The sequence below is a fragment of the Butyribacter sp. genome (genome assembly GCF_056818865.1).
On sequence record NZ_DBLYGC010000021.1, the window covers coordinates 1 to 23,364 of the forward strand.

At 37.0% G+C, this 23,364-nt stretch carries 23 protein-coding genes; 21 read left to right on the forward strand and 2 right to left on the reverse strand.

Annotated elements, in window-relative coordinates; genetic code table 11:
* Both ACZLXV_RS10235 and ACZLXV_RS10240 read left to right on the forward strand, forming a co-directional pair.
* Positions 1-176: transposase (locus tag ACZLXV_RS10235; RefSeq protein WP_482383382.1), on the forward strand; the 176-nt coding region annotated here is incomplete at its 5' end.
* A gap of 458 nt (positions 177-634) precedes the next feature.
* Positions 635-850, forward strand: coding sequence for a hypothetical protein (locus tag ACZLXV_RS10240; RefSeq protein ID WP_482383341.1), 216 nt, complete (start codon positions 635-637; stop codon positions 848-850).
* Between the two features lie 178 nt (positions 851-1,028).
* On the opposite strand, the gene ACZLXV_RS10245 is transcribed toward ACZLXV_RS10240, so the two are convergent.
* Entirely contained in the window at positions 1,029-2,366 is a 1,338-nt protein-coding gene (locus ACZLXV_RS10245) for an MATE family efflux transporter (protein WP_482383342.1), read from the reverse strand.
* A 416-nt stretch (positions 2,367-2,782) separates the two neighbouring features.
* Entirely contained in the window at positions 2,783-3,967 is a 1,185-nt protein-coding gene (locus ACZLXV_RS10250; RefSeq protein WP_482383343.1) for a glycosyltransferase family protein, read from the reverse strand.
* A 247-nt stretch (positions 3,968-4,214) separates the two neighbouring features.
* On the opposite strand from ACZLXV_RS10250, the gene ACZLXV_RS10255 reads away from it, so the two are divergent.
* From ACZLXV_RS10255 to ACZLXV_RS10345, 19 genes are all read left to right on the forward strand, one after another.
* Complete coding sequence (locus ACZLXV_RS10255; RefSeq protein WP_482383344.1) at positions 4,215-4,358, forward strand: hypothetical protein; 144 nt, start codon at positions 4,215-4,217, stop codon at positions 4,356-4,358.
* Entirely contained in the window at positions 4,355-4,555 is a 201-nt protein-coding gene (locus tag ACZLXV_RS10260; protein WP_482383345.1) for a CAP domain-containing protein, read from the forward strand. The genes ACZLXV_RS10255 and ACZLXV_RS10260 overlap by 4 nt, the downstream gene beginning before the upstream one ends.
* 28 nt (positions 4,556-4,583) lie before the next feature.
* Positions 4,584-4,979: a hypothetical protein gene (locus tag ACZLXV_RS10265; RefSeq protein WP_482383346.1), complete on the forward strand. Its 396-nt coding sequence runs from the start codon at positions 4,584-4,586 to the stop codon at positions 4,977-4,979.
* 137 nt (positions 4,980-5,116) lie between these two features.
* Positions 5,117-5,953, forward strand: coding sequence for a diaminopimelate epimerase (dapF, locus tag ACZLXV_RS10270; protein WP_482383383.1), 837 nt, complete (start codon positions 5,117-5,119; stop codon positions 5,951-5,953).
* An 84-nt stretch (positions 5,954-6,037) separates the two neighbouring features.
* A complete protein-coding gene (locus ACZLXV_RS10275; protein WP_482383347.1) occupies positions 6,038-7,507 on the forward strand; it encodes a UDP-N-acetylmuramoyl-L-alanyl-D-glutamate--2,6-diaminopimelate ligase in 1,470 nt (489 codons plus the stop codon).
* 40 nt (positions 7,508-7,547) lie between these two features.
* Positions 7,548-9,794: a replication restart helicase PriA gene (priA, locus tag ACZLXV_RS10280; protein WP_482383348.1), complete on the forward strand. Its 2,247-nt coding sequence runs from the start codon at positions 7,548-7,550 to the stop codon at positions 9,792-9,794.
* Positions 9,795-9,858: 64 nt separating this feature from the next.
* On the forward strand, positions 9,859-10,338 hold the full coding sequence (gene def, locus ACZLXV_RS10285; RefSeq protein ID WP_022224847.1) for a peptide deformylase: 480 nt from the start codon (positions 9,859-9,861) through the stop codon (positions 10,336-10,338).
* Positions 10,339-10,425: 87 nt separating this feature from the next.
* Positions 10,426-11,379: a methionyl-tRNA formyltransferase gene (gene fmt, locus ACZLXV_RS10290; protein WP_482383349.1), complete on the forward strand. Its 954-nt coding sequence runs from the start codon at positions 10,426-10,428 to the stop codon at positions 11,377-11,379.
* Positions 11,372-12,796: a 16S rRNA (cytosine(967)-C(5))-methyltransferase RsmB gene (rsmB, locus tag ACZLXV_RS10295; protein WP_482383350.1), complete on the forward strand. Its 1,425-nt coding sequence runs from the start codon at positions 11,372-11,374 to the stop codon at positions 12,794-12,796. The genes fmt and rsmB overlap by 8 nt, the downstream gene beginning before the upstream one ends.
* A gap of 12 nt (positions 12,797-12,808) precedes the next feature.
* On the forward strand, positions 12,809-13,873 hold the full coding sequence (gene rlmN / locus ACZLXV_RS10300) for a dual-specificity RNA methyltransferase RlmN (RefSeq protein ID WP_482383351.1): 1,065 nt from the start codon (positions 12,809-12,811) through the stop codon (positions 13,871-13,873).
* The gene (locus tag ACZLXV_RS10305; protein WP_022224851.1) at positions 13,851-14,570 is read left to right on the forward strand and encodes a Stp1/IreP family PP2C-type Ser/Thr phosphatase; all 720 of its coding nucleotides are present in this window, start codon (positions 13,851-13,853) and stop codon (positions 14,568-14,570) included. Before rlmN ends, ACZLXV_RS10305 begins: the two co-directional genes overlap by 23 nt.
* 54 nt (positions 14,571-14,624) lie before the next feature.
* Positions 14,625-16,712: a Stk1 family PASTA domain-containing Ser/Thr kinase gene (pknB, locus tag ACZLXV_RS10310; RefSeq protein ID WP_367336350.1), complete on the forward strand. Its 2,088-nt coding sequence runs from the start codon at positions 14,625-14,627 to the stop codon at positions 16,710-16,712.
* On the forward strand, positions 16,712-17,590 hold the full coding sequence (rsgA, locus tag ACZLXV_RS10315) for a ribosome small subunit-dependent GTPase A (RefSeq protein WP_022224853.1): 879 nt from the start codon (positions 16,712-16,714) through the stop codon (positions 17,588-17,590). The genes pknB and rsgA overlap by 1 nt, the downstream gene beginning before the upstream one ends.
* A 21-nt stretch (positions 17,591-17,611) precedes the next feature.
* Complete coding sequence (gene rpe / locus ACZLXV_RS10320; protein ID WP_022224854.1) at positions 17,612-18,271, forward strand: ribulose-phosphate 3-epimerase; 660 nt, start codon at positions 17,612-17,614, stop codon at positions 18,269-18,271.
* Positions 18,272-19,069 (forward strand): PilZ domain-containing protein, encoded by a 798-nt coding sequence (locus ACZLXV_RS10325; RefSeq protein ID WP_482383352.1) that lies wholly within the window; start codon positions 18,272-18,274, stop codon positions 19,067-19,069.
* A 2-nt stretch (positions 19,070-19,071) separates the two neighbouring features.
* The gene (locus tag ACZLXV_RS10330; RefSeq protein ID WP_022224856.1) at positions 19,072-19,755 is read left to right on the forward strand and encodes a thiamine diphosphokinase; all 684 of its coding nucleotides are present in this window, start codon (positions 19,072-19,074) and stop codon (positions 19,753-19,755) included.
* 89 nt (positions 19,756-19,844) lie between these two features.
* Positions 19,845-21,371, forward strand: a complete 1,527-nt coding sequence (locus ACZLXV_RS10335) for a methyl-accepting chemotaxis protein (RefSeq protein ID WP_482383353.1) — start codon at positions 19,845-19,847, stop codon at positions 21,369-21,371.
* Positions 21,372-21,602: 231 nt separating this feature from the next.
* A complete protein-coding gene (locus ACZLXV_RS10340; RefSeq protein ID WP_482383354.1) occupies positions 21,603-22,061 on the forward strand; it encodes a ferritin-like domain-containing protein in 459 nt (152 codons plus the stop codon).
* 123 nt (positions 22,062-22,184) lie between these two features.
* Positions 22,185-23,363, forward strand: coding sequence for a M20 family metallopeptidase (locus ACZLXV_RS10345; protein ID WP_482383355.1), 1,179 nt, complete (start codon positions 22,185-22,187; stop codon positions 23,361-23,363).
* Position 23,364: the final 1 nt, after the last annotated feature.

Consider the following 23,364-nt stretch of genomic DNA (forward strand, 5'->3'; position numbering starts at 1 on the left):
ATCTAAAGGGAAAAAGTACATTGATGATATTTGAGAGACATGCAAATTTAAAATATAAATATGGAAATAGACATTTCTGGTGTAGAGGATATTATGTTGATACAGCAGGAAAAAATGCAAAGAAAATAGAAGAATATATTCGAAATCAATTACAAGAAGATTTGGAATATGACTAGATGACAATCAAAGAGTATGTTGACCCGTTCACGGGTGAGCCAGTAAAGAGAAACAATTAATAATAAGCCCAGGGGGCTTAAGTAAGTAACTGATGTTGCGGTGGGCAGACCTTTCGGCGAGTCTTTAGACTCAGACGCCGGCAAAGAGGCCTTATAGGCCGCAAAGCAAACCACCGGCTAAGCCGGTGGTTGTTAGATTAGAAAAAAACATTAAAAAGAACCGTTGCAGTAATAGTTAAATGATGTTATTATTTTCCTAAAAAGCAGGAGAAAAAGAACATATATTTTTAAAGATTTTGAAAAGGGGGCTAAAAAGAGATACAGTAGATAATTTTTTTGATGAAGCATTTGAACTGCATGAGCCTTTTGAAAAAGCTTGCATAAATTCATTACTGGGAATAATGGTATCATCAAACCAGGAATTGTTTGACAGTATAAAGAATGGAGGGACAGGAATTATGAATGAGGTATTAAAAGAATTTTTTAAGGATGAGATAAAGGCAAATGAAGAACAGGCGATGAAAAAGGGAATAGAGCAGGGAATAGAACGAGGCAGGATAGAGACTTTATATACTGATTGTAATATGTCAGTACCTGATATAGCCAAAAAAGTGTCAAAATCTGAAGAGTATGTAAAAGAGATTATCAAGAAAATATCAGCAGCTTGTCTGTAAAAATGCGAAAATACAGATACAAAATAGAAAAATTAAAACAAAAAACATAAAAGATGGACTATCTAACATAAAGAGACTGTCGCATTAACAATTTTTAAGGTTTGATGCGACAGCCTCTTTATATTTATACGTTAGATTATTACACCGAAAGGTGTGTTTAAACAGTTACATCCCTAATCTAAGGCATTCTGTTTAATATCTTTCTTGCCATAATATAGCTAAATAGTGCAGTAACAGTCTCTGTAATCCAAAATGCATGCCAGACACCATAAGCACCTATAAATCTGCTTAATATAAATGAAGCAGGTATTATTATTACTACATATCTGAAAAGTGAAATTAAAAGAGATTCTATACCCATGCCGAGTCCTTCTAAAGCACCTGAGGCTGTGACGGATATTGTGGAAATGATGAAACCTAAGCATATGATGCGAAGTGCTGTCTCACCGGCTTTTACGGTTGCTTCATTTGCCGTAAACAGACTCATAAGCTTGTCAGGGAATATAAGGCATATGATTGTTCCGAATATCATTATCGTGCTGCTTAAAATAAGTGATGTATTGTATATTTTATGAACACGTTTTTTTTCGCCGGCACCATAATTGTAACCTATTATAGGACGCATTCCCTGAATCAGTCCGTTTGCCGGAAGATAAAGAAATGTCTGTAATTTATAATATATGCCTAAGATTACTACATACATTCCGGAAAATGAAGTCAGTATGGCGTTGAGTGCGGATGTCAGCACCGATGGGAGTGCCATGTTCAATGTAGCAGGAATGCCTACAGCATACAGTTTCTTTACTATCTGAAAATCAAAATTAAAATTTTTGATATTGAATTTTATTCCTATATCATATTTTGTATAGATGAAAATATAAAGTAAAAAAGTTGAGATTTGTCCTATTGCTGTAGCAAGTGCGGCACCGCTTATTCCAAGCCCTTTAAACGAACCGACTCCAAAAATGAGGATGGGGTCAAGTACAATGTTTACTATACAACCGAACATAAGGCTTATCATTGTGAATGTCATTTTTCCTACTGCCTGAATTACTTTTTCAAAAACAAGACTTATACATATAAATATTGAAAATGAAAAAACAATATGTGAATATCTTAATCCCAGATTTATAATATCTTTATCAGATGTGAACATTCCTAAAAACCGAGGGATGATAAGGTTACATATAAATGTGAGTAAAACTCCGTGTATAATGGAGAAAAACATACCAAGGGATGCTGCATTGTCGGCTTTTTCTTTGTTTTTGGCACCTAGAAAATATGATATTACAGCATTGATACCTACACCAAAGCCTATTGCTATGGCATTGATAAAGTTCTGGACAGGAAAGACAAGTGAGAGTGCAGTCATGGCATTTTCGCTTATTTTTGCAACGAAGAAACTGTCAACAATATTGTAAAGAGAATTTACAAGCATTGAGATTACCATTGGCAATGACATTGATAAAATAAGCGGCAGAACCGGTTTTGTTTTCATAAAATCATTGTTGTTCATTTAGTACCTCATGATATGTTGTGTATAGTAAAATTTCTTATTGAAGTAATATAAAAAATAATGTACGTAAGTAAAACAGTACAAAATTAAAATAATACAAATAATGCAGTGTAAAAAATAAAAGATAATAAATAATACAAAAAAAGCACGCATTAAAAAATGCGTGGCGAAAAGATGATTGTACAGGAAAAATCCACTTAAAAATTTTCAGTATTATATGTGTTAAAAATAGTGTACTGTATCATTGACATTTTGCTAAATAGCTGGTATAACAACGGGCATAATAATACTGTAATTTTTATATATTGTCAATATTAATAATGCAATTTATTATTTGAAACGGTATCAAATAATGACAGGCATTTGCGAAAATACATGAGCGTTTTCGTAAATGCCTGAAAATATTTTATGATATTTTATAAGTATTTTAAAAGTTCGTTGTGTAACTGTTTTGCTCGTGCAATCCAGGTGTGTTCTGTATTTGCAAATTCAAATGCGTTTTTCTGTATTCTTTCAAGTTTTTTAGTATCATTTAATGCCTCTGCGAAAATATCGGGCAGTTTATCCATATGTTTTAAGTCGTAAAAGAGAATATTTTCATCCGGGGTAAGTATTTCGTCAAGATATTTACTGTGGTCTGTTATACAGACGGCTCCGTTGCACATTGAATTAAATATTCTGTCGTGTGCACCGTCTTTAAACCAAGGCATGACATTTAATGAAAGTTTACTGTCGGCAAGAGCTTCAAGGCATCCGTATGAGAGCTGTGCCGGGTCCATATCAATATTTTCGGGATGTTTACAGCGGAGTTTTTCATAACCCTGTCCGACGCAGTGTATTTTAAAGCCGGCATCTGCCAATGTCTTTACAACTTCACCTCTGAAATAGCACCTTATATATGTATCTATGAAAATCATATTCGGAATGGCAGTTTTTACTTCTTCGCGCGTAATGCCGGGAATTGCTTTCTTTAGATGTTCTTCCATTGCAATGTCATCAGGTTTGTCAGGATTTGTGATAAGGTCATGTATTATTTCAAGATAAAACATTGCATACTCATCGCCAAGCCTGTTTATTGCACCGTCAAAAGTTTCAGGCGGTGTGTAATTTCCGGTAAAGCATATATCATATTTGCGTTCGTCTATAGTTTTGAAATTTCCGTCAGGATAAAGAGACGTTCCACCTAGAGGAATAAACGGACCTCTCATCAGTTTAGGATAGAATTTTTTCATGTATTTATCATGAAATCTGTCTATGGAGACTTCGTAAAAAATATCGGGGTGAATGTCGAAAAGTTCAGGATAAAAATAAGGATGGTCTACAGCAATATTTACACAAGGGATTTTTCTCTCATCCCATATGGATACACCGTTCATATTAAAAAGAGATGTTTCGTAATGTATTCCGTCAAAGTTGAACGTGACAAGTATAGTGTCATATGGCGTAGCAAAATCATATAATTTTTCGGCACTTTCCTCTTCGACAGTCTGGTCGAATATAAAAATTTTGTAACCTAGAGCCTCAAAGCCTTTTTTTAGCTGGAGTGAAAAAAATTCAAGTGTTTCTGTACCACCTGTCATCAGAACTATTTTGTGTCTCATTGTTTCCTCATTTCTAAAATTATATCATAAATTTGTGCATGTCTTTTGTACATAACAAAGCTCTGTTAGAAACTTTTAATATAAATGCTTATGCATTTATTGTACCATATAGTCGAAATTTAACAAGGATAATACCATAAATTGTTTTACTTTTACGGGAAAGTCAGATATACTGTAATTACTATACATGCGTTGAAAAAATGGTTATTTAATACAGCAAAAAGATACGAAAAGGAGGAAAAATAATATGAAAACAAAAGTGAAAAAAAGAGTGAGTATTATTTTGACAATGGCTTTATGCATAACACTGGGGAGCAGTTATGTGAGAGCCGATGATACAAGTGCGTCAACAGCAATATTGCGTGGGCATCGTGGAAAGGCTGCAGCATGAACTGGACTATTGTAGACAGCTGGATGGAAGATGGAGATGATTATAATATTGACCGGGTAGGACATAGGAGATGGCTTATAAATCCAAAAATGAAGTACACGGGATTTGGTGCGGTATCAGGAAATAGAGGAACATACAGTGCAGTGTATGCTTTTGATACTAAAAACAGCAAAGCAGCTGAGTACGGTGTTGCATGACCGGCACAAAATATGCCTGTAGAGTATTTTGGAGCAGGATTACGAGGCCGGCGATGTATATAATGTAAGTATAACAGGACTTGGTGATGGAAAAGATGTAAGCTATTCTGTTAATTTCTTCGAGCTTGGAAAAATATCAAAGCCGACAGAAGTTAAGATTAAAAATGCGAATGTTAAAAAGAATAAAGTGACGGTTTATTTCAAAAAGGTTAATAATGCATCAGGGTATGAAGTGCGCTATTCAACAGATTCAAAATTTAAGAAAAATGTAAAAAAGAAATTGGTATCATCCAAAGTATCAAAAACTACAATTACATTAAAAAAGTCATATAAAAAATGTTTTATTAGGATGCGCGCATATACTAAGAAGAATGGCAAAAAGATATACGGCAATTGGGGCAATGCATTTGCAATATCAAAGTGATAGATATATGAATGGCAGTAACCAGGATATCAGCATACATACTGCAAATCGGATTTTGTGTGTTTACAAGTTGCGTGAATTATTTTAATATAATCATAATATGAAATATAATATTTTGTTGGAGGACATTTATGAATATGAAATTTACAAAAATGCATGGATGTGGCAATGATTATGTTTATGTAGATTGCACAAATGAAATGATAGAAAATCCAAGTGAGGTTTCAAAATATGTCAGTGACAGACATTTTGGAATTGGTTCTGACGGACTTATTTTAATATGCTCATCTGAGACTGCGGATTTTAGGATGGCTATGTACAATGCTGACGGTTCAGAGGGAGCGATGTGTGGTAATGGAATAAGATGTGTTGCAAAATATGTTTACGATAAAGGTCTTACAGATAAGAAAAATATTTCGATTGAGACAAAGAGTGGGATTAAGGAACTTGAACTTACCGTAGAGGACGGAAAAGTTTCACTCGTAAAAGTAAATATGGGTGCACCTATTCTTAAGGCAAAGGATATTCCTGTTGATGTTGATACTGAAAAATGTATAGATTCAGATATAAATGTTGACGGGAAAGACTACAAAATCACATGCGTTTCTATGGGAAATCCACATGCAGTTACATTTATTGATGAAGATGTAAAGACATTTCCAATTGAGAAAATCGGTCCGAAGGTTGAAAATCATCCTATGTTTCCGGACAGGGTAAATACGGAATTTGTTCAGGTATTAAACAGACATGAGGTAAATATGCGTGTGTGGGAGCGAGGTTCAGGCGAGACACTTGCATGCGGTACCGGAACATGTGCGACAGTTGTTGCGTGTGTCTTAAATGGTCTTACTGATGATGAGGTTACTGTTCATCTGCTCGGCGGAGATTTGTTTATAAAGTATGACAGAGAAAACGATACAGTTTGGATGACAGGGCCGGCAGTGATTGCATTTGAAGGAACTATAGAACTATAAAAATATAAAATGATGCAGTGGAGCAATCCGTGGCATCATCATAAAAAATGTGCTTAAAAAGCTGTATGGAAATGGAGAACATAAATGAAACTTTTAGATTTGGTGAAAGATTTGGATTTTGAGTGTGTACAGGGAAGTACAGACATTGATGTTACAACACTTGTGTATGATTCACGAAAGGTGGAGCAGGGAAGTGTTTTTGTATGTATAAGCGGTGCCGTGAGAGACGGACATGATTTTGCAGAGGATGTTGTAAAGTCGGGCGCAAAGGCACTGATTGTTGAAAAGGATGTTGAGGTATCAGGTGATGTTACGGTTATAAAAGTAAAGAATACAAGACTTGCTTTAGCTGTTTCATCAGCTGCATATTTTGGCAATCCTGCAAATGAGCTTACAACCATCGGAATTACAGGAACAAAGGGAAAGACAACTTCGACATATATGGTTCGTTCGATATTAGAGGAATCAGGTATTAAGACAGGTCTTATCGGAACTATTGAGAGCATAATAGGAGACGAGGTTATACCATCGGCGAATACCACGCCGGAGTCATACATTGTACAGCAATATTTCAGAAAAATGGTTGACGCAGGCTGCAAATGTGTTGTCATGGAGGTTTCATCACAGGCACTTATGCTTGACAGAGTAGGCGGATTTGTATTTGATTACGGTATATTTACAAATCTTGAGCCGGATCACATAGGACCTAATGAACATAAAGACCTTGATGATTATATTCACTGTAAGAGCTTGCTTTTTAAGCAGTGTAAGCATGGTATTTTCAATGCGGATGACAGTCATCTTGAAAAAATTCTTGAAGGTCATACCTGTGAGGTTGAAACTTACGGATTTTCTGAAAATGCTGACATAAAAGCGTCAGATGTTCATCTTATGGATAAAGGAGGAACTCTTGGTGTTGCATATCACATGAGCGGTCTTATGGATATGGATGTTGAGATTGATATTCCGGGGAAGTTCAGCGTATACAATTCCATGACGGCGATTTCAATATGCAGACATTTTGGAGTGAGAGAAAGCGTTATACTTGATTCACTTTCAAAGGTAAGAGTAAAGGGAAGAGTTGAGATAATACCTGTATCTTCAAAGTTTACTATTATGATAGATTATGCGCATAATGCCATGAGTCTCAACAGTCTGCTTACAACACTTAAAGAGTATTCACCAAAGAGACTTGTATGTCTGTTTGGATGCGGCGGAAACCGTTCGAGAGAACGCCGTTTTGAGATGGGTGAGGTATCTTCTAAACTTGCGGATTTTACTATTGTCACATCTGATAATCCGAGAAATGAAGAGCCACAGGCAATCATCGATGATATTGTGACAGGCGTTAAGAAAGCAGATGGCGAATTTATCACGATTATTGACAGGGCAGAGGCGATAAGATATGCGATTGAAAATGCAAAAGAGGGTGATGTTATCGTGCTTGCAGGAAAGGGACATGAGGATTACCAGGAGATAAAAGGAAAGAAACATCATATGGACGAAAGAGAACTTATTGCTGATGTTGTTAAAGATGGTAATTTTATTAAATAATGGTGTTTACATCAAATAAACATAAAATTAGGGGAAAGAAATGATATTTGCTGATGTGATAGTAGATATATCAGTCAAAAGCCTTGACAGACCGTTTCAATATATCGTGCCTGAGGAGATGGAGTTTGATATTGACATAGGTTCCGTTGTGAAAATTCCGTTTGGAATGGGAAACAGGACAATGACGGGATATGTTGTAGGACTTTCTGGTGAAGCTAAATTTGATATATCTAAAACGAAAAGCATACTTGAAATAATGAAGCAGGGAGTGGTTGTAGAATCACACCTGCTTTCCCTTGCTTATTGGATAAAAGAAAATTACGGCTCAACAATGAATGATGCCATTAAGTCGGTTATGCCTGTAAAAAAAGAGGTTAAAGAACAGGTTAAAAGAATAATATATCCGGCTGTTGATATGGAAAACATGAAGATTAAAAGAGACGAATTTGAGAAAAAACACAATAGTGCGAGGGTAAGGCTTCTTGATGAATTTCTTAAAATGGACAAAGAAACATATAATGCAGGTCTTGATTATTCTTATATAACAAAAAAACTTAATCTTACAGCCGGTGTTATAGATGGACTCAGAAAACTGAAAATAATTACGGTTGATGCAATGCAGCAATACAGAAATCCTGTCAATGCCGTTAGCGATACACCTGAGACAAGACCTGTTTTAAACAGCGGACAGAAACACATTGTCGATGCAATACTAAATGATTATATAACAGATGTAAGAGGGACATATCTTATACATGGCATAACGGGAAGCGGCAAGACAGAAGTATACATGAATATTGTTGAGAAAGTTGTCTGTCTTGGAAAACAGGTCATAGTGCTTATTCCGGAAATTTCGCTTACATTTCAGATGGTCAACAGATTCTATAAAAGATTTGGAAACAGAATATCAGTAATGCATTCAAAGCTGTCGGCTGGAGAGAGATTTGACCAGTATACAAGGGCGAAAAAAGGTGAGATAGATGTTATGATAGGTCCTAGGTCAGCATTGTTTACACCTTTTGAAAATCTTGGTCTTATTGTGATTGATGAGGAACACGATACGAGTTATCAGAGCGAGATGCCGCCTAAGTATCATGCAAGAGAGGTAGCAATACAGAGAGCAAAGATGGTCGGAGCAAGTGTTGTCCTGGGTTCAGCAACTCCTTCAGTTGACTCGTATTACAAGGCACTGAAAGGCGAATACAGATTGTTTGAACTTAATGAGAGAGCCGGAAATGCTGTTTATCCTAAAATTTATATAGAAGACCTAAGAGAAGAATTAAAAGCAAGAAATTATTCAATTTTCAGCAGAAAACTTGATGAACTCATGCGTGACAGGCTTGAGAAGAAAGAGCAGATTATGCTCTTTTTGAACAGGCGTGGATTTGCAGGATTTGTCTCCTGCAGACAGTGTGGCGAAGTGGTAGGATGTCCGCACTGTTCAGTGGCATTAAAACCACATATGGCGGGAGACAGAGTGTCATATCTGATGTGTCATTACTGCGGTTACAAAATGCCTATGCCTGATAAGTGTCCGGAGTGTGGTTCGCCGTATATTAGCAGTTTTGGGATAGGAACAGAACAGGTGGAACAGATGGTCAAAAAAAGATTTTCGGCGGCAAAGGTTCTTAGAATGGATGCAGATACGACAACAGGAAAAAATGCCCATCAGGATATACTTAAAAAATATTCAGGCGGAGATGCGGATATTCTTATAGGGACGCAGATGATAGTTAAGGGACATGATTTTGCCAATGTTACACTGGTTGGAATACTTGCTGCCGACCTTTCGTTGAATGTTGGAGATTATCTTGCGGCAGAGAAAACTTTCCAGCTTACGACACAGGCATGCGGCAGGGCAGGCAGGGCAGATAAGCCGGGAGAGGTCGTTATACAGACTTATCAGCCAGAGCATTACAGTATAGTCTGCGCGGCACGAAATGATTATAAAAGTTTCTATGAGCAGGAGATACTTATAAGAGAAATGTTGCAATATCCGCCGATTTCAAATATACTAGGAGTGTTGGTGCTTTCTGAAAATGAGAGCAGTGTGGATAATCTTGCAAAGATATTGGCAGATAAAATGAAATTATATCATGATGTTACCGTTCTTGGACCAACGCCTGCCGCAATCGCAAAGGCAAAGGATGTGTACCGCAGGATGGTCTATGGGAAATGTACAGATTATAAGATATTATGTTCAGTAAAAAACAGTTTTGAAGAATTTATGCAAGAAACGGAATCATTTAAAGATTGCCGGCTTAATTTTGAATTTAACTGCATTTGATTTTTTCTTTTAAAGTATATTAAAGATTAAAAATAATATAAATAAGATGGAGGATAAAAATATTATGGCAATAAGACAGATTAGAACAATTGGTGACGAAATACTTACAATGAATACAAGACCTGTTAAGGAGATGACACCGAGAATAAAAACTCTTATTGAGGATATGCTTGATACTATGTATGAAGCACAGGGAGTAGGTCTTGCAGCACCACAGGTAGGTGTGTTAAAGCAGATAGTTGTTATAGATGTAAGTGAGGAAGGCAATCAGCCTATTGTTCTTATAAATCCTGAGATTGTCAAGTTATCGGGAACACAGACAGGACAGGAGGGATGTCTTAGCGTGCCGGGAAAAGCCGGTATAGTTACAAGAGCAAACTATGCTAAGGTAAGAGCATTAAACGAGGATATGGTTCAGATAGAAGTTGAGGGAGAGGAACTTCTTGCAAGAGCGCTACAGCACGAAATAGACCATTTATCAGGTGTTCTCTATGTCTCAAAAGTTGAGGGTGAACTTGTCAGTGCATCCGCTGAGGAAGAATAGGGATAATCTGTTAGAAAATGATGCAAGGTTCAAAATACCCTGGACATCACAAAATATGAAAAGCTACATGCAGAAAAGAGGTTAAGTATGAATATAGTTTTTATGGGAACACCTGATTTTGCAGTTGGAACATTAAATGCTCTGATAGAAAGTGAGCATAATGTAATAGGAGTTGTGACACAGCCGGACAAACCTAAGGGACGCGGTGGAAAGATGATGTTTACACCTGTAAAGGAGGCTGCCGTCAAAGCAGGATTACAGGTTTATCAGCCTGAAAAAGTCAGAGACAGAAAGTTTATTGAAATATTGGAAAAATTGTCTCCTGATGTTATCGTTGTCGTTGCATTTGGACAGATATTACCTAAGGAGATACTTGAACTTCCTAAATACGGATGTATGAACGTTCACGCATCGTTACTTCCGAAACTAAGGGGAGCGGCTCCGATACAATGGTCTGTAATAGATGGAGATGAGGAGAGCGGAGTTACCATCATGCAGATGGATGAAGGTCTTGACACGGGAGATATGCTTCTTGTGAAAAAATATAAGCTTGACAAAAAAGAGACAGGCGGAAGTCTTTTTGATAAGCTTGCGTCATTTGGCGGTCCAATGATACTTGAAGTATTGGAACAGGCACAAGAGGGAAAATTAAACCCTGTAAAGCAAGATGATTCCAAACATACTTACGCAAAAATGTTGAGTAAGGCAACTGGAGACATTGATTTTACAAAGACTGCCGTAGAGATTGAGAGACTTATAAGAGGTTTGAATCCATGGCCGAGTGCATTTACTCATATTCACGGAAAAATGCTTAAAATATGGGAAGCAGATGTTTTAAGCGGTGAAGAGGTACAAAAATATGATATGACGGATTTAGAACCGGGACATATTGCATATGTCGATAAAAATAAGATGCTTATAAGTACAGAAGAAGGATACCTTGATGTAAAAGAGGTTCAGCTTGAAGGTAAAAAAAGAATGGAGATATCAGCGTTTCTTCGTGGTTATAAAGTAGAAAAAGGGGAAGCTTTAAATGGCTGATGAAGTTAATAACATAAATAAGATTAACAACATTGATAAAAATAATTACATTAATAAAATTAATGTAAGAAATCTTGCACTTGATGTTGTGGTGGATGTCATGGATAAGGGTGATTATTCTGACAAGGCGATACACGGTGCACTGGAAAAACATGGTGATCTTGAAAAAAGAGACAGAGCTTTTTTTACAAGACTTTGTCAGGGAACTATAGAATATGCTGTTCAATCTGATTATATTATAAATCTTTTTTCAAAGACAAAAGTCAGAAAAATGAAACCCGTAATACGCGGTATTCTGCGCATGGGGGTGTATCAGATAATGCATATGGACAGCGTTCCTGACAGCGCTGTATGCAACGAAGCTGTCAAACTTGCAAACAAAAGAAAATTTACAAATCTAAAAGGATTTGTAAATGGAGTTTTGCGAAATATTTCAAGGGAAAAAGATAATATAAAGTTTCCTGAAAAAAATAACGGATTTTGCAAATATGCTTCTGTTAAATACTCAATGCCTGAATGGATTGTCGAGTATATAAGAAGCCGTTACGGAGAAAAACGTGCAGAAAATATTTTTGAGGGATTTCTAAGTTCTGATAAGGGCATAAGTGTGAGATGCAATATTTCAAAAAGCACTCCCGATGAAATATTTATGATGCTTGAAAGCCAGGGAATGCAGGTTAAAAAAAGTGAACTTTTTGGTTATGCATTTAATATAGACGGATTTGATAAAATAACAGATATAGATGCATTTAACAATGGATATATACAGGTTCAGGATCAAAGTTCGATACTTGCGGGACATGTTTATTCTGTCAAGGGTGATGAAAATATAATTGACATATGTGCCGCACCCGGAGGAAAGACGCTTCATGCGGCGGACAGATTAAATGCGGCAGAAAAATCAGGCATTGGAAATATCATTTCATGTGACCTTACAGAGCAGAAAGTTAAACTTATAAGTGATAATATTAAAAGAAACGGTTTTAGAAATATATCAGTTGTGAAAAATGATGCCCTTGTCTATAAGAAAGAATGGGAAAATACAGCAGACATTATTATAGCAGACCTCCCATGTTCGGGACTTGGAGTAATCGGTAAAAAATGTGATATAAAATATAAAACAAAAAGAGAAGATATTGCTTCACTTTCAAAAATACAAAAAGAGATATTAAAAAATGTCAGCAGATATTTAAAAAAAGGTGGACAGCTCATTTACAGTACATGTACAATAGCAAAAGAAGAAAATGAGGATAATGCAGAATGGATACTTGAAAATCTGCCTTTTGAAAAAGCAGATATTTCAAAGAGAATGCCGGAAAAGTTAAAAAAATATATGACAGACAATTCATATATACAGATTTTGCCTGATATGGCACAGACAGACGGTTTTTTTGTGGCAGCATTTATAAAGAAGTAGGATGGTGATATATTGGCAGAAGATAAAATTGACATTAAGAGTTTGGACTTCATGGAATTGCAGGAACTCTTAGAGAGCATGGGTGAAAAAAAATTCAGAAGTAAACAGTTATATGACTGGATTCACAAGAATCTTGTTTTGAGTTTTGATGAGATGACCAATCTCTCAAAGGATATGAGAAAAAAGCTTGCTGATACATGTACAATAGAAGGTGCAAGAATTATAAAAAAACAGGTTTCATCTGACGGAACAGCAAAATTTCTAATGAGACTTTCAGACGGAAATACAGTCGAGAGTGTGCTTATGAAATATAAGCATGGAAACAGTGTATGTATATCAACTCAGGTGGGCTGCCGTATGGGCTGCAGATTTTGTGCATCGACTGTCGGAGGACTTATAAGAAGCCTTAAAACCTCTGAGATGCTTGACCAGATATATGAAATTCAGCGAAGTACCGGCGAGAGGGTTTCAAATGTCATTTTGATGGGAATTGGAGAACCGCTCGACAATTACGATAATGTCGTTAAATTTATCAGAATGTTATCTGACGATAAAGGGTTAAATATAAGCCAGAGAAATATTACGTTGTCAACTTGCGGACTTGTCGACAAACTTAAAAAACTTGTAGATGAGAAACTTACAATCACGATTGCGATTTCACTTCATGCACCGAATGATGAACTCAGGCGGGAAATGATGCCTATTGCTAACAGATATTCAATAGAGGAAATAATTGATGCATGCCGTTATTATGTGGATAAGACCGGCAGAAGAATCACATTTGAGTACAGTATGGTTGAAGGGAAGAATGACAGCAGGGAATGTGCCATGCAGCTTGTAAATCTTGTCAAAGGTTTAAACTGCCATATAAACCTTATACCGTTAAATCCGGTTGAGGGCAGAATGGGACAGCGCTCAAAGGGAGCAGATATACAGGCTTTTAAATTGCTACTTGAAAAAAATCACACAAATGTTACTATAAGAAGAGAGATGGGCAGGGATATTGATGCTGCCTGTGGACAATTGAGGAATAAAGAAAAAGGAGGAAACTACGATGAAAGCATATTCAAAGACTGATATTGGAAGCAAACGAACCATGAATCAGGATTCTGTTTACTGTAATGAAAATTCAGTTGGTAGTTTCCAGAATTTGTTTATTGTAGCGGATGGAATGGGAGGACACAAAGCGGGAGACTATGCTTCAAGACTTTGTGTCGAAAAAATTGTTTATGCCGTAGAACAAAGTAAGAGCATAACTCCGGTTACGATTTTGGAAGAGGCTGTTACAGAAGCTAATAAAGGTGTATTGGAAGAAGCAAAAGCAAATGCTGAATATGAGGGCATGGGTACAACTATGGTTGCATGCACACTTCAGAAAGATACATTATATATTGCCAATATAGGCGATTCACGTTTATATATTATAAACGACGATATAAAACAGATAACAAAGGACCATTCATGGGTAGAAGAAATGGTCAAAAAAGGTGAGCTTACAGAGAGTCAGGCGAGAATACATCCGCAGAAAAACATAATTACAAGAGCCTTGGGTATAGATGAGGTTGTTCATGCAGACTATTTTGAGATAGATGTAAAACCTGACGATAAAATACTCATGTGCAGTGACGGTCTTACAAACATGGTTGAGGATGAGGATATTGAATACATAATACGTCACAGCAGTTCTATAGAGAAAGCAGTGGAAAATCTTGTGGAAAAGGCAAACGAGAATGGTGGAAAAGATAATATTACGGTCATTTTAGTACAGATATAGAATAAGAAGATGTTGAATGAGAAAGCCGCCGTGTAAGGCAGAATGGAGGAAAGTATGATTAATCCCGGAATGATGATTAGTGATAGATATGAAATTATCGACAGAGTGGGTTCGGGTGGAATGGCAGATGTTTACAAAGCAAAATGTCATCGTTTGAATAGATATGTTGCAATAAAAGTATTGAAACAGGAATACAGCAGTGATGCTAAATTTGTGGCAAAATTCAGAGGAGAAGCACAGTCGGTTGCCGGTTTATCACATCCGAATATTGTAAATGTATATGATGTTGGAGAGGACAATGGTCTTTACTATATAGTAATGGAACTTGTTGAGGGCATAACTCTCAAGAAGTTTATTGAGAAGAAGGGAAAACTCGATGTAAAAGAGGCTGTAGGAATTGGAATACAGATTGCCCAGGGTATGGAAGCGGCACACAACAATCATATTATCCACAGGGATATTAAACCGCAGAACATAATCATATCAAAAGAAGGAAAAGTAAAAGTAACAGATTTTGGAATAGCAAAGGCTGCTACTTCAAATACGATTACATCAAATGCTATGGGTTCAGTCCACTATATAAGTCCTGAACAGGCGAGAGGCGGTTACAGTGACGAGAAAAGTGATATTTATTCACTTGGAGTTACTTTATATGAAATGCTTTCAGGTAAAGTGCCGTTTGAGGGAGAGAGCACAGTGACGGTTGCACTTGCTCATATTCAGAATGAAGCGACACCGCTTGAAGAACTTGATGCAACGATACCTTTGAGTCTCTCAAAGATTGTACAGAAATGTATGCAGAAAAAGCCTGATATGAGATATATGTCATCAGCAGCGCTTATTTCTGATTTGAAGAGGTCATTATCCGAACCTGACGGAGACTATGTCAATATTGTAGATGATGAGGATGATTTTTCACCTACAATAAAACTGTCAGATATAAACGATAAAGTAAAAGAAAATTATGCACCTGAAGAACCGCAGGAAGAGCAGCTTGAACAGGAACAGTCCGATGATGCCATAGACCCTAAGTTAGAAAGAATATTAAAGATATGCAGTATTGTTGTAGCGGCAGTTATAATTATAGTCATATTTTTGATAATCGGAAAAGTAAGCGGATGGTGGGGAAAGGGCATAAAGGAAGATACGAATACACCATCAGTTACAACGCAGGCTCCGGTAGAGGAGACGCCGGAAGTTACAGATGAGCCACAGGTGGGTATGGTTGATGTTCCAAATATTTCAAATCGTACACTTGAGGAAGCTCAGGAGATACTTGAGGAGAAAAAACTTAAATGGAGACTTGTCCCGGTTGAATCCGACGAGACACCAAATACTGTTTTGGAGCAGGATCCGGAGGCTGGAAGCAGTGTTGAAGAATATTCGCGTGTTACAATCAAATACAGCAAGGGAGACAGCGGAGTGACAGTACCTGACCTTGTGAAATATACGGAGGCAGCAGCCAAACAGAAACTTGAAGAACTAGGTCTCACTGTTTCCGGTACAGTAAAACAGTACAGTGATACGGTTGACAAAGGGCTTGTCTGTGGAACTGACCCTGTAGTAGGCTCAAGCGTAAAGAAATATTCATCTGTAAAGCTTATCATAAGCAAAGGACCTGAGAGCGACAATGTCACGATGCCGAATATTGTTGGAATAAAAGAGGCAGTTGCTCTTGACAGACTTACTGCAAGAGGACTTACCGGAAATACAACAAATGTTTCATATATATATTCAGATAAATATGCGAAAGGCATTGTTGTAGGGCAGGCTATAGAGGCAGGAACAAAAGTCCCTGTCGGAACGGTTGTCGATTATACGGTAAGTATGGGACCAAAGAAAACTGAGCCAAAGGTGACACCAAAACCGACACCTGTACCAAACTACACTTATGAAGGAAGTGTTACGGTAAGCGGAAATCCATTTGATTATGAAGATGATGACCCTGAGGTAATAAAACTTGTTCTCGAACAGGATGGAAAGTCGAAGACAGTATATAAGGGCACACTTTCATATGACGATTTTCCTAAGAAATTTACAATAAAGGGATGGAGTGAAAATAACGGTACCGTAACTTTATACAAGGGAGATGTTGCAACAGGCAATTCATACAATGTAGAATTTAAAAAGGTTAGGCAGTAATGCAGGGAAAAATAATTAGAGGAATTGGTGGATTTTATTATGTTCATATAGATTCAATAGGCATTGTTGAATGCAAGGCAAAAGGAATATTCAGAAACAAAAAAGTTAAGCCTTTGGTTGGAGACAATGTTGAGGTTGAAATACTTGATAAGGAAAAACTTCTTGGCAGTATAGAAAATATATTGCCAAGAAAAAATACGATAATAAGACCTGCAGCAGCAAATGTTGATCAGGCTATTGTTATATTTTCTGCTTCGGTTCCGAAGCCGAACCTGAATCTTCTTGACAGATTTTTACTTATGATGAAGACACAGGGAATTGCAACAGTTATTTGCTTTAATAAAAAAGATGATGCCGAGGAAGAATATCTTGAAGAACTTGCAGACAATTATCGAAAATGTGGCAGCAGAATTTTTATGACAAGTACGGTGACAGGAGAGGGAATAAAAGAATTTGGAGAATGTCTTAGAGGAAAGACCTCTGTGCTTGCAGGTCCTTCAGGTGTCGGCAAATCATCGCTCATAAATGTACTGTTTCCAAAAGCAGATATGGAGATAGGCGAGATAAGTGAAAAAATAAAAAGAGGAAAGCATACGACCAGACATTCAGAACTTTTTTCGTTAGGTGACGGGGTCTATCTTATGGATACACCAGGATTTACATCTTTGGGACTTCCTGAGATGGAAAAGGAAGAACTGAGGGAATATTATCCTGAGTTTGAGGAATATAAAAATACCTGCAGATTTTTAGGATGTGTTCACATTCATGAACCGCAGTGTAGTGTTAAAATTGCACTTGAAGAAGGAAAAATTCCTAAGGGGCGTTATGATAATTATAAGCAGTTTTTCGATGAAATAAGCAGTAAAAGAAAATATTAAGCACAGGAGGAACACTATACAATGGAGGACAGAATTAGTAAACTGGCACCATCAATATTGTCGGCAGATTTCTGTAGGCTCGGGGAGCAGATAAATGAACTTGAAAACAATAATATAGATCTTTTGCATATTGATATTATGGACGGAGTTTTTGTACCGTCAATATCTTTTGGAATGCCTGTTATCAAGTCAATAAGGAGGATAACAGATATGTTTTTTGATGTTCATTTAATGATAAGTGAACCCATAAGATATATAGAAGCCTTCGCAAAATGTGGAGTTGACGGAATTACAGTGCATGTTGAAGCATGTAAAGATCTTGAGGCAACGTTAGATAAGATAAAAGAGCAGAACATGAAATGTGCCGTGGCAATAAATCCAGATACTGAAATAGAAGAAATCACACATGTGCTTGAAAAAGTGGATATGGTCTTGGTTATGAGTGTATATCCGGGATTTGGAGGGCAAAAATTTATATTGGAGTCTTTTGAGAAGGTGGAGAGATTAGACAAGATAAGAAAAGATAAAAATTTGGATTTTCTTATTGAAATAGATGGTGGAGTTAATGTAGAAAATGCCGGAAAGATAGCAGAAAGCGGAGCTGACTGGCTTGTTGCAGGAACTGCCATATTTAGCGGAAATATAACTGAAAATATAAACAAAATAAAGGAGGAGATTTAATTGCTTCTTGAGACTATTCCTTTAGGCAGGACAGTGGAAATATATGTAGACAGGGAAGGCTATAGATACAGACTTACAAGCAAAGTAGAATATGCAGATGAAAAAAAAGTGTGCGTTACACTTATAGCGGCTCGTGGACGTGCATTCAAATTTATGCCGGAAGATAATGTCAGTATAATATACAGAGACAATGAGACTATGTGGGAGTGGCCGAATTGCAGGGCAGGAATTGCGAAAATGGAAGGTGTCCTGATACACTATTTTGAGATAAGTGATAAAGGAAAATCCTTTAACAGAAGAAATGCTTACAGAGTGACACTTGATACTGAGACAATGTTTGGATTTTATATGAATGCTTCGACAGGTATGAGGGTCTCTGAAATGCCATATCCGGATACTGATGATCCTGATTTTTTGAGTTATAAGACGCCGGTTCCTGAATTTGTTCAGGGAATGGTAAAAGATGTAAGTGAAACAGGCGTTAATATATGTCTTAATGTTTCGATGAAAACAGACGATGCAGTTTTCTTCAATATTCCTTCACCTCTTGGAGAACTCAAATCTAAAGCACAGATTGTGAGAAAAAGTGAAATAAATTCCAAGGGAAGCAAATATTCATATTCATATGGATGCGTTTTTCAGCAGACTGATAACAGACTGATAAAATACATATATGACATTCAGAGAGAGAGGTTGAAAAAGCAGAGAGAACTTCAGGAGAGAGAGGAAGAACTCAGAATGGAGATTTCTGCACAAAAAGGCCAGTTGGTGGGTGAAAATCCGGAAAGTGCCGAGTGATTATGAAAATATTTAATAAAACACTGATTATCAGCGGTGGAAAAACGGACATAGATTTTGCAAAAGAATATTTGGAAAAACATCAATTTGATACGGTTGTGTGTGCTGATTCGGGCCTTAATACGGCTTATGCGTTAGGATTAAAAGTTGATTATTTCATGGGAGACTTTGACAGTGTTTCATCAGATGTGTTAAAATTGTACATGGACAGAAAAATTCCAAATTCAACAGATGCAGAGTTTGTTCAGTATCCGGCAGAGAAAGATGCGACAGATACTGAACTTGTGCTTGATTTTGTGCTTGAAAACAATCCGTCAACAATCGTTATATTGGGAGCGACAGGCGGAAGGATAGACCACCTTCTTGCCAATATCGGAATATTATTGAAAGCATTAAAGAAAGATATTGAAACATATATTGTTGACAGATATAACAAAATTTTTCTTGTTTGGAAAAATACGGAGTTATATAAAGATGATATGTGGAATAAATATATCTCATTTTATCCCTATACGGATGAAGTGACAAATTTAAGATTATCAGGATTGAAATACGAACTGTACGGGGAGGACATAAAGATTGGAAGCAGCAGAACAGTGAGTAATGAATTTCCGGATGACTGTGACAAAGCCAATGTATCATTTGATGATGGGATTTTGATAGTCATACAGTCGAAGGACAAATGATAGCAGCAGGACAATAGGGGACTAAGATTAGGGGTTGCACTTTTTGCTAATGATAGTTCCAGTTTAAGGTTGCAAAACAGGAGGTAAGTATGAATGAAAAAGAAATTGTAGAGAAGTTTGTCGTAAAGTTCAGGAAGTACAGCAAAAAATCTGAGCGCGTTAAAAAAACAAATCAGATGGTTATAGCATGTATGACCATAATCAAAGGTTTTCTGATGTTTGGATTTATAACTCAGATAATTTTGGGAAAACAGGGGGAGATAATGATAGTAATACCTGCAGCCATGTTAGCTGTAAGTATTATAGCGGATTGGTTATTGTATATTAAGGATTATTCATCAGCTGTCTTAAAAAATGTGATGATTTACGGTTTTCTGATAGTATATGCACTTCTTAATTTCATGAACGGTTCAGAGTTTGTAATCTTGTACATTATTCCACCATTGCTTTGTTGTATGCTTTATTATAACAAAAAGTTTAATGTAAGTATTGTGATAGCTGCGATACTCATAATTGTGATACGTGCAGTAAAAGAAATGATTTTGATTGGAACAGTAAAACAGTCAGAATTTATGATGATGGCAATTACGGTTATGACACTTTTGTTTTTCCAGTGGGCGGCAAGGGTGTTAAAGCAGTTTGATCACGATGCCATGCATACAATGCAGGATGAGCAGAAGAGACAGGATATAATGATGAAAGATATCATGGATGTTGCTGATATGACTAGAACAAAAGTTGAAGAAACATCGGACAGAATGATAGGATTGAAGAATTCAACAAATTCGGTAAACCAGTCATTACATGAGATTGCACAGGGGATATTAAGTACGGCAGAAAGTATACAGGAGCAGTCGGAGATGACAGGTAAGATTCAGACTGCAGTGCGGATTGCCAAAGAGAATACGGCAGAAGTTGTCAAGTCAGCCCAGACATCGGCAGAGCAGATGAACAATAATACTCAGCGAATGGAGATGTTGAAAAAGCAGTCTGATGACATAGAGGCAGTTGAACTTGATGTTGAAAAGGCAATGGATGAACTTAGGGCTAAAGCAGAGGAAGTTTCAAATATAACCAAGGTTATCTTTTCAATATCAGACCAGACGACACTCCTTGCATTAAATGCTTCCATAGAGAGTGCAAGAGCAGGAGAGGCAGGAAAAGGTTTTGCTGTTGTTGCTGACCAGATAAGAGACTTGTCGGATCAGACAAAGAAGTCAACAGAACAGATAGAACAAATTGTCAATCAGTTAAATGAAAATGCCGACCTTACGGCAAACCTTGTAGGCAGATCAAAAGCTGCGGCAAGTAAACAGAAAGAACTTATTGAGGAAAATGTAAAGAGCTTTGACGAGCTTAGCAGACAGTCAGAAGAACTGTCAGAGCGTGCAGACAATCTTGAACGTGAGATTGAAAATCTGTTGGAATCAAATAACCGTATAGTTGAGAGTATTACACAGCTGTCTGCTGTAAGTGAAGAAGTCACTGCAAGCACGCAGGAGGCAAGCAATATGAGTGAGAATGACATGAAAGAACTTGAATCTGTTGCAGGTAGTGTATTTGAGGTTCAGGAAACGGTTGATAAGTTGAAGAAATATAATTCAGATAAAGCATAGTAAATGTTTTATGGTGCGATAATAAATAGTCAGGGTGAACATATTGATATTTGCTCTGGCTATTTTTATGAAAAATTAGGTTTTTCTAAGTACGGTGAGATAGGACTTGATGAGGGGTGTCCTCATATCTGGATGAAGAAAGTATTAGTTTAAATATGCGAATAAAAAAATTTTGTTTGAGCATACTATTTTGGAACAAAAAAATTAAAAACATTATCAGGAGGGTTTCAAATGGTATTAGAACAAAAAGAGATGGATGTTATAAAGGAGTTACAGACACAGGAAAAAAGCTGTGTAGAGAAATATCGCAGATATAAAGAGCAGGCATGTGATATGGAACTTAAAAATCTGTTTGAAAAAATTGAAAAACTTGAACAGAAACATTATGACACACTTGGAAAGGTTCTTGAAGGAGAGGTGCCTGAGTGTAACTGCAATGATGATGATGGTAAAGACTATGAACCGCCGGTGACATACACTCAGGCTGATAACAGTGAAGATAAAAAGACAGACTGTTTTTTAGTGACAGATTGTATTGGAACAGAAAAGATGGTTTCGTCAGAATACAATTCAAAAGTATTCCGATTTGCAAATGCTGCACTTAGAAAACTGATGGCGGATATTCAGATTGAAGAACAGAATCATGCGGAGATGCTTTATAAATATAAGACGGCTAACGGAATGGCATAAGCTTTTTGAATTCCTTGTATTTTTATATCTGCTTTGGTAAAATATATAAAGTATTAAATTTTTGATTTTAAATCTTAAAATCGGAGTTTGCAAAGTCATGCTGACACAGAAGGAGGACCAAAGATGGATTTTTATAATAGAGCATTGGAATTAAAAGACGAGACGATACAAAACAGACGGAATATTCACAAAAATGCGGAAGTCGGTCTTGATACACCTAAAACTAAAGCATTTGTAATTGAAAAATTGAAAGAATACGGATTGGAGCCTGAAGAATGCGGTTATGGAGTTACGGCACTTCTTGGGAAGAAAGAAGGTAAAGTTCTTTTGCTTCGTGCAGACATGGATGCACTGCCTATGGCTGAGCAAAGCGGTGAAGAATTTGCATGCCCTTCAGGAAAAGAGGCTCATACATGTGGCCATGATTTTCATGCCGCTATGCTTCTTACTGCCGCAAAGATGTTAAAAGAAAACGAAGATTTGATTGACGGAACCATTAAATTCATGTTCCAGCCGGCAGAGGAGACATTTGAAGGCAGTAAAAACATGATAGAGAACGGCATTTTGGAAAATCCGAAAGTAGATGCAGCACTTGCGTATCATGTATCACCCGGAAAGATGCCTGTAGGTTTGTTTATGTACAACTCAAAAGATACTATGATGTATTCTGTTGACGGTTTTAAGATTACGATAAAGGGAAAAGGCTCTCACGGGGCGTATCCTCATGTAGGTGTTGACCCGATAAATATCGGTGTTCATGTTCATCTTGCATTGCAGGAACTTATAGCAAGAGAAAGTGACCCGTCAAAAGCATGTGTTCTTACTGTTGGTCAGTTTAAGGCAGGAACGGCGGCAAATATAATTCCGGAACAAGCGGTTTTACAGGGGACTATCCGCACAAATGACAATGAGGCAAGAGAGAAACTTGTGAGAAGAATGAAGGAAGTGGCGAAAAAAACGGCAGAGGTTTACAATGGAACAGCAGAGATTGAGATGATTTCCGAGGTACCTCCACTTATATGCAATCCTGAATTTACAAATGAGATTGTAAGTTATATGAAAGAGACAAACATTCCGGGACTTATGCCATATCCTGATGTGTCAGCAAGTGCTTCCGAGGATTTTGCCGTTATAGCAGAAAAAGTTCCAAGCACGTTTATGTATTTATCGGCAGGCTATATGGATGAGCGTGGAGAATATCCGGCACATCATCCGAAGGCGAGATTTAATGAGGACGTTTGTCCGATAGGCTCGGCTTGTCTTGCACATTGTGCCGTAGAATGGCTCAGTAAGCACAAATAAT

Excerpts from the sequence above, each read along its gene's own strand:
- ACZLXV_RS10240 (WP_482383341.1), top strand. The coding sequence starts at position 635 with ATGAATGAGGTATTAAAAGAATTTTTTAAGGATGAGATAAAGGCAAAT.
- ACZLXV_RS10245 (WP_482383342.1), bottom strand. The coding sequence starts at position 2,366 with ATGAACAACAATGATTTTATGAAAACAAAACCGGTTCTGCCGCTTATT.
- ACZLXV_RS10250 (WP_482383343.1), bottom strand. The coding sequence starts at position 3,967 with ATGAGACACAAAATAGTTCTGATGACAGGTGGTACAGAAACACTTGAA.
- ACZLXV_RS10255 (WP_482383344.1), top strand. The coding sequence starts at position 4,215 with ATGAAAACAAAAGTGAAAAAAAGAGTGAGTATTATTTTGACAATGGCT.
- ACZLXV_RS10260 (WP_482383345.1), top strand. The coding sequence starts at position 4,355 with ATGAACTGGACTATTGTAGACAGCTGGATGGAAGATGGAGATGATTAT.
- dapF (WP_482383383.1), top strand. The coding sequence starts at position 5,117 with ATGAAATTTACAAAAATGCATGGATGTGGCAATGATTATGTTTATGTA.
- ACZLXV_RS10275 (WP_482383347.1), top strand. The coding sequence starts at position 6,038 with ATGAAACTTTTAGATTTGGTGAAAGATTTGGATTTTGAGTGTGTACAG.
- priA (WP_482383348.1), top strand. The coding sequence starts at position 7,548 with ATGATATTTGCTGATGTGATAGTAGATATATCAGTCAAAAGCCTTGAC.
- def (WP_022224847.1), top strand. The coding sequence starts at position 9,859 with ATGGCAATAAGACAGATTAGAACAATTGGTGACGAAATACTTACAATG.
- fmt (WP_482383349.1), top strand. The coding sequence starts at position 10,426 with ATGAATATAGTTTTTATGGGAACACCTGATTTTGCAGTTGGAACATTA.
- rsmB (WP_482383350.1), top strand. The coding sequence starts at position 11,372 with ATGGCTGATGAAGTTAATAACATAAATAAGATTAACAACATTGATAAA.
- ACZLXV_RS10305 (WP_022224851.1), top strand. The coding sequence starts at position 13,851 with ATGAAAGCATATTCAAAGACTGATATTGGAAGCAAACGAACCATGAAT.
- pknB (WP_367336350.1), top strand. The coding sequence starts at position 14,625 with ATGATTAATCCCGGAATGATGATTAGTGATAGATATGAAATTATCGAC.
- rsgA (WP_022224853.1), top strand. The coding sequence starts at position 16,712 with ATGCAGGGAAAAATAATTAGAGGAATTGGTGGATTTTATTATGTTCAT.
- rpe (WP_022224854.1), top strand. The coding sequence starts at position 17,612 with ATGGAGGACAGAATTAGTAAACTGGCACCATCAATATTGTCGGCAGAT.
- ACZLXV_RS10330 (WP_022224856.1), top strand. The coding sequence starts at position 19,072 with ATGAAAATATTTAATAAAACACTGATTATCAGCGGTGGAAAAACGGAC.
- ACZLXV_RS10335 (WP_482383353.1), top strand. The coding sequence starts at position 19,845 with ATGAATGAAAAAGAAATTGTAGAGAAGTTTGTCGTAAAGTTCAGGAAG.
- ACZLXV_RS10340 (WP_482383354.1), top strand. The coding sequence starts at position 21,603 with ATGGTATTAGAACAAAAAGAGATGGATGTTATAAAGGAGTTACAGACA.
- ACZLXV_RS10345 (WP_482383355.1), top strand. The coding sequence starts at position 22,185 with ATGGATTTTTATAATAGAGCATTGGAATTAAAAGACGAGACGATACAA.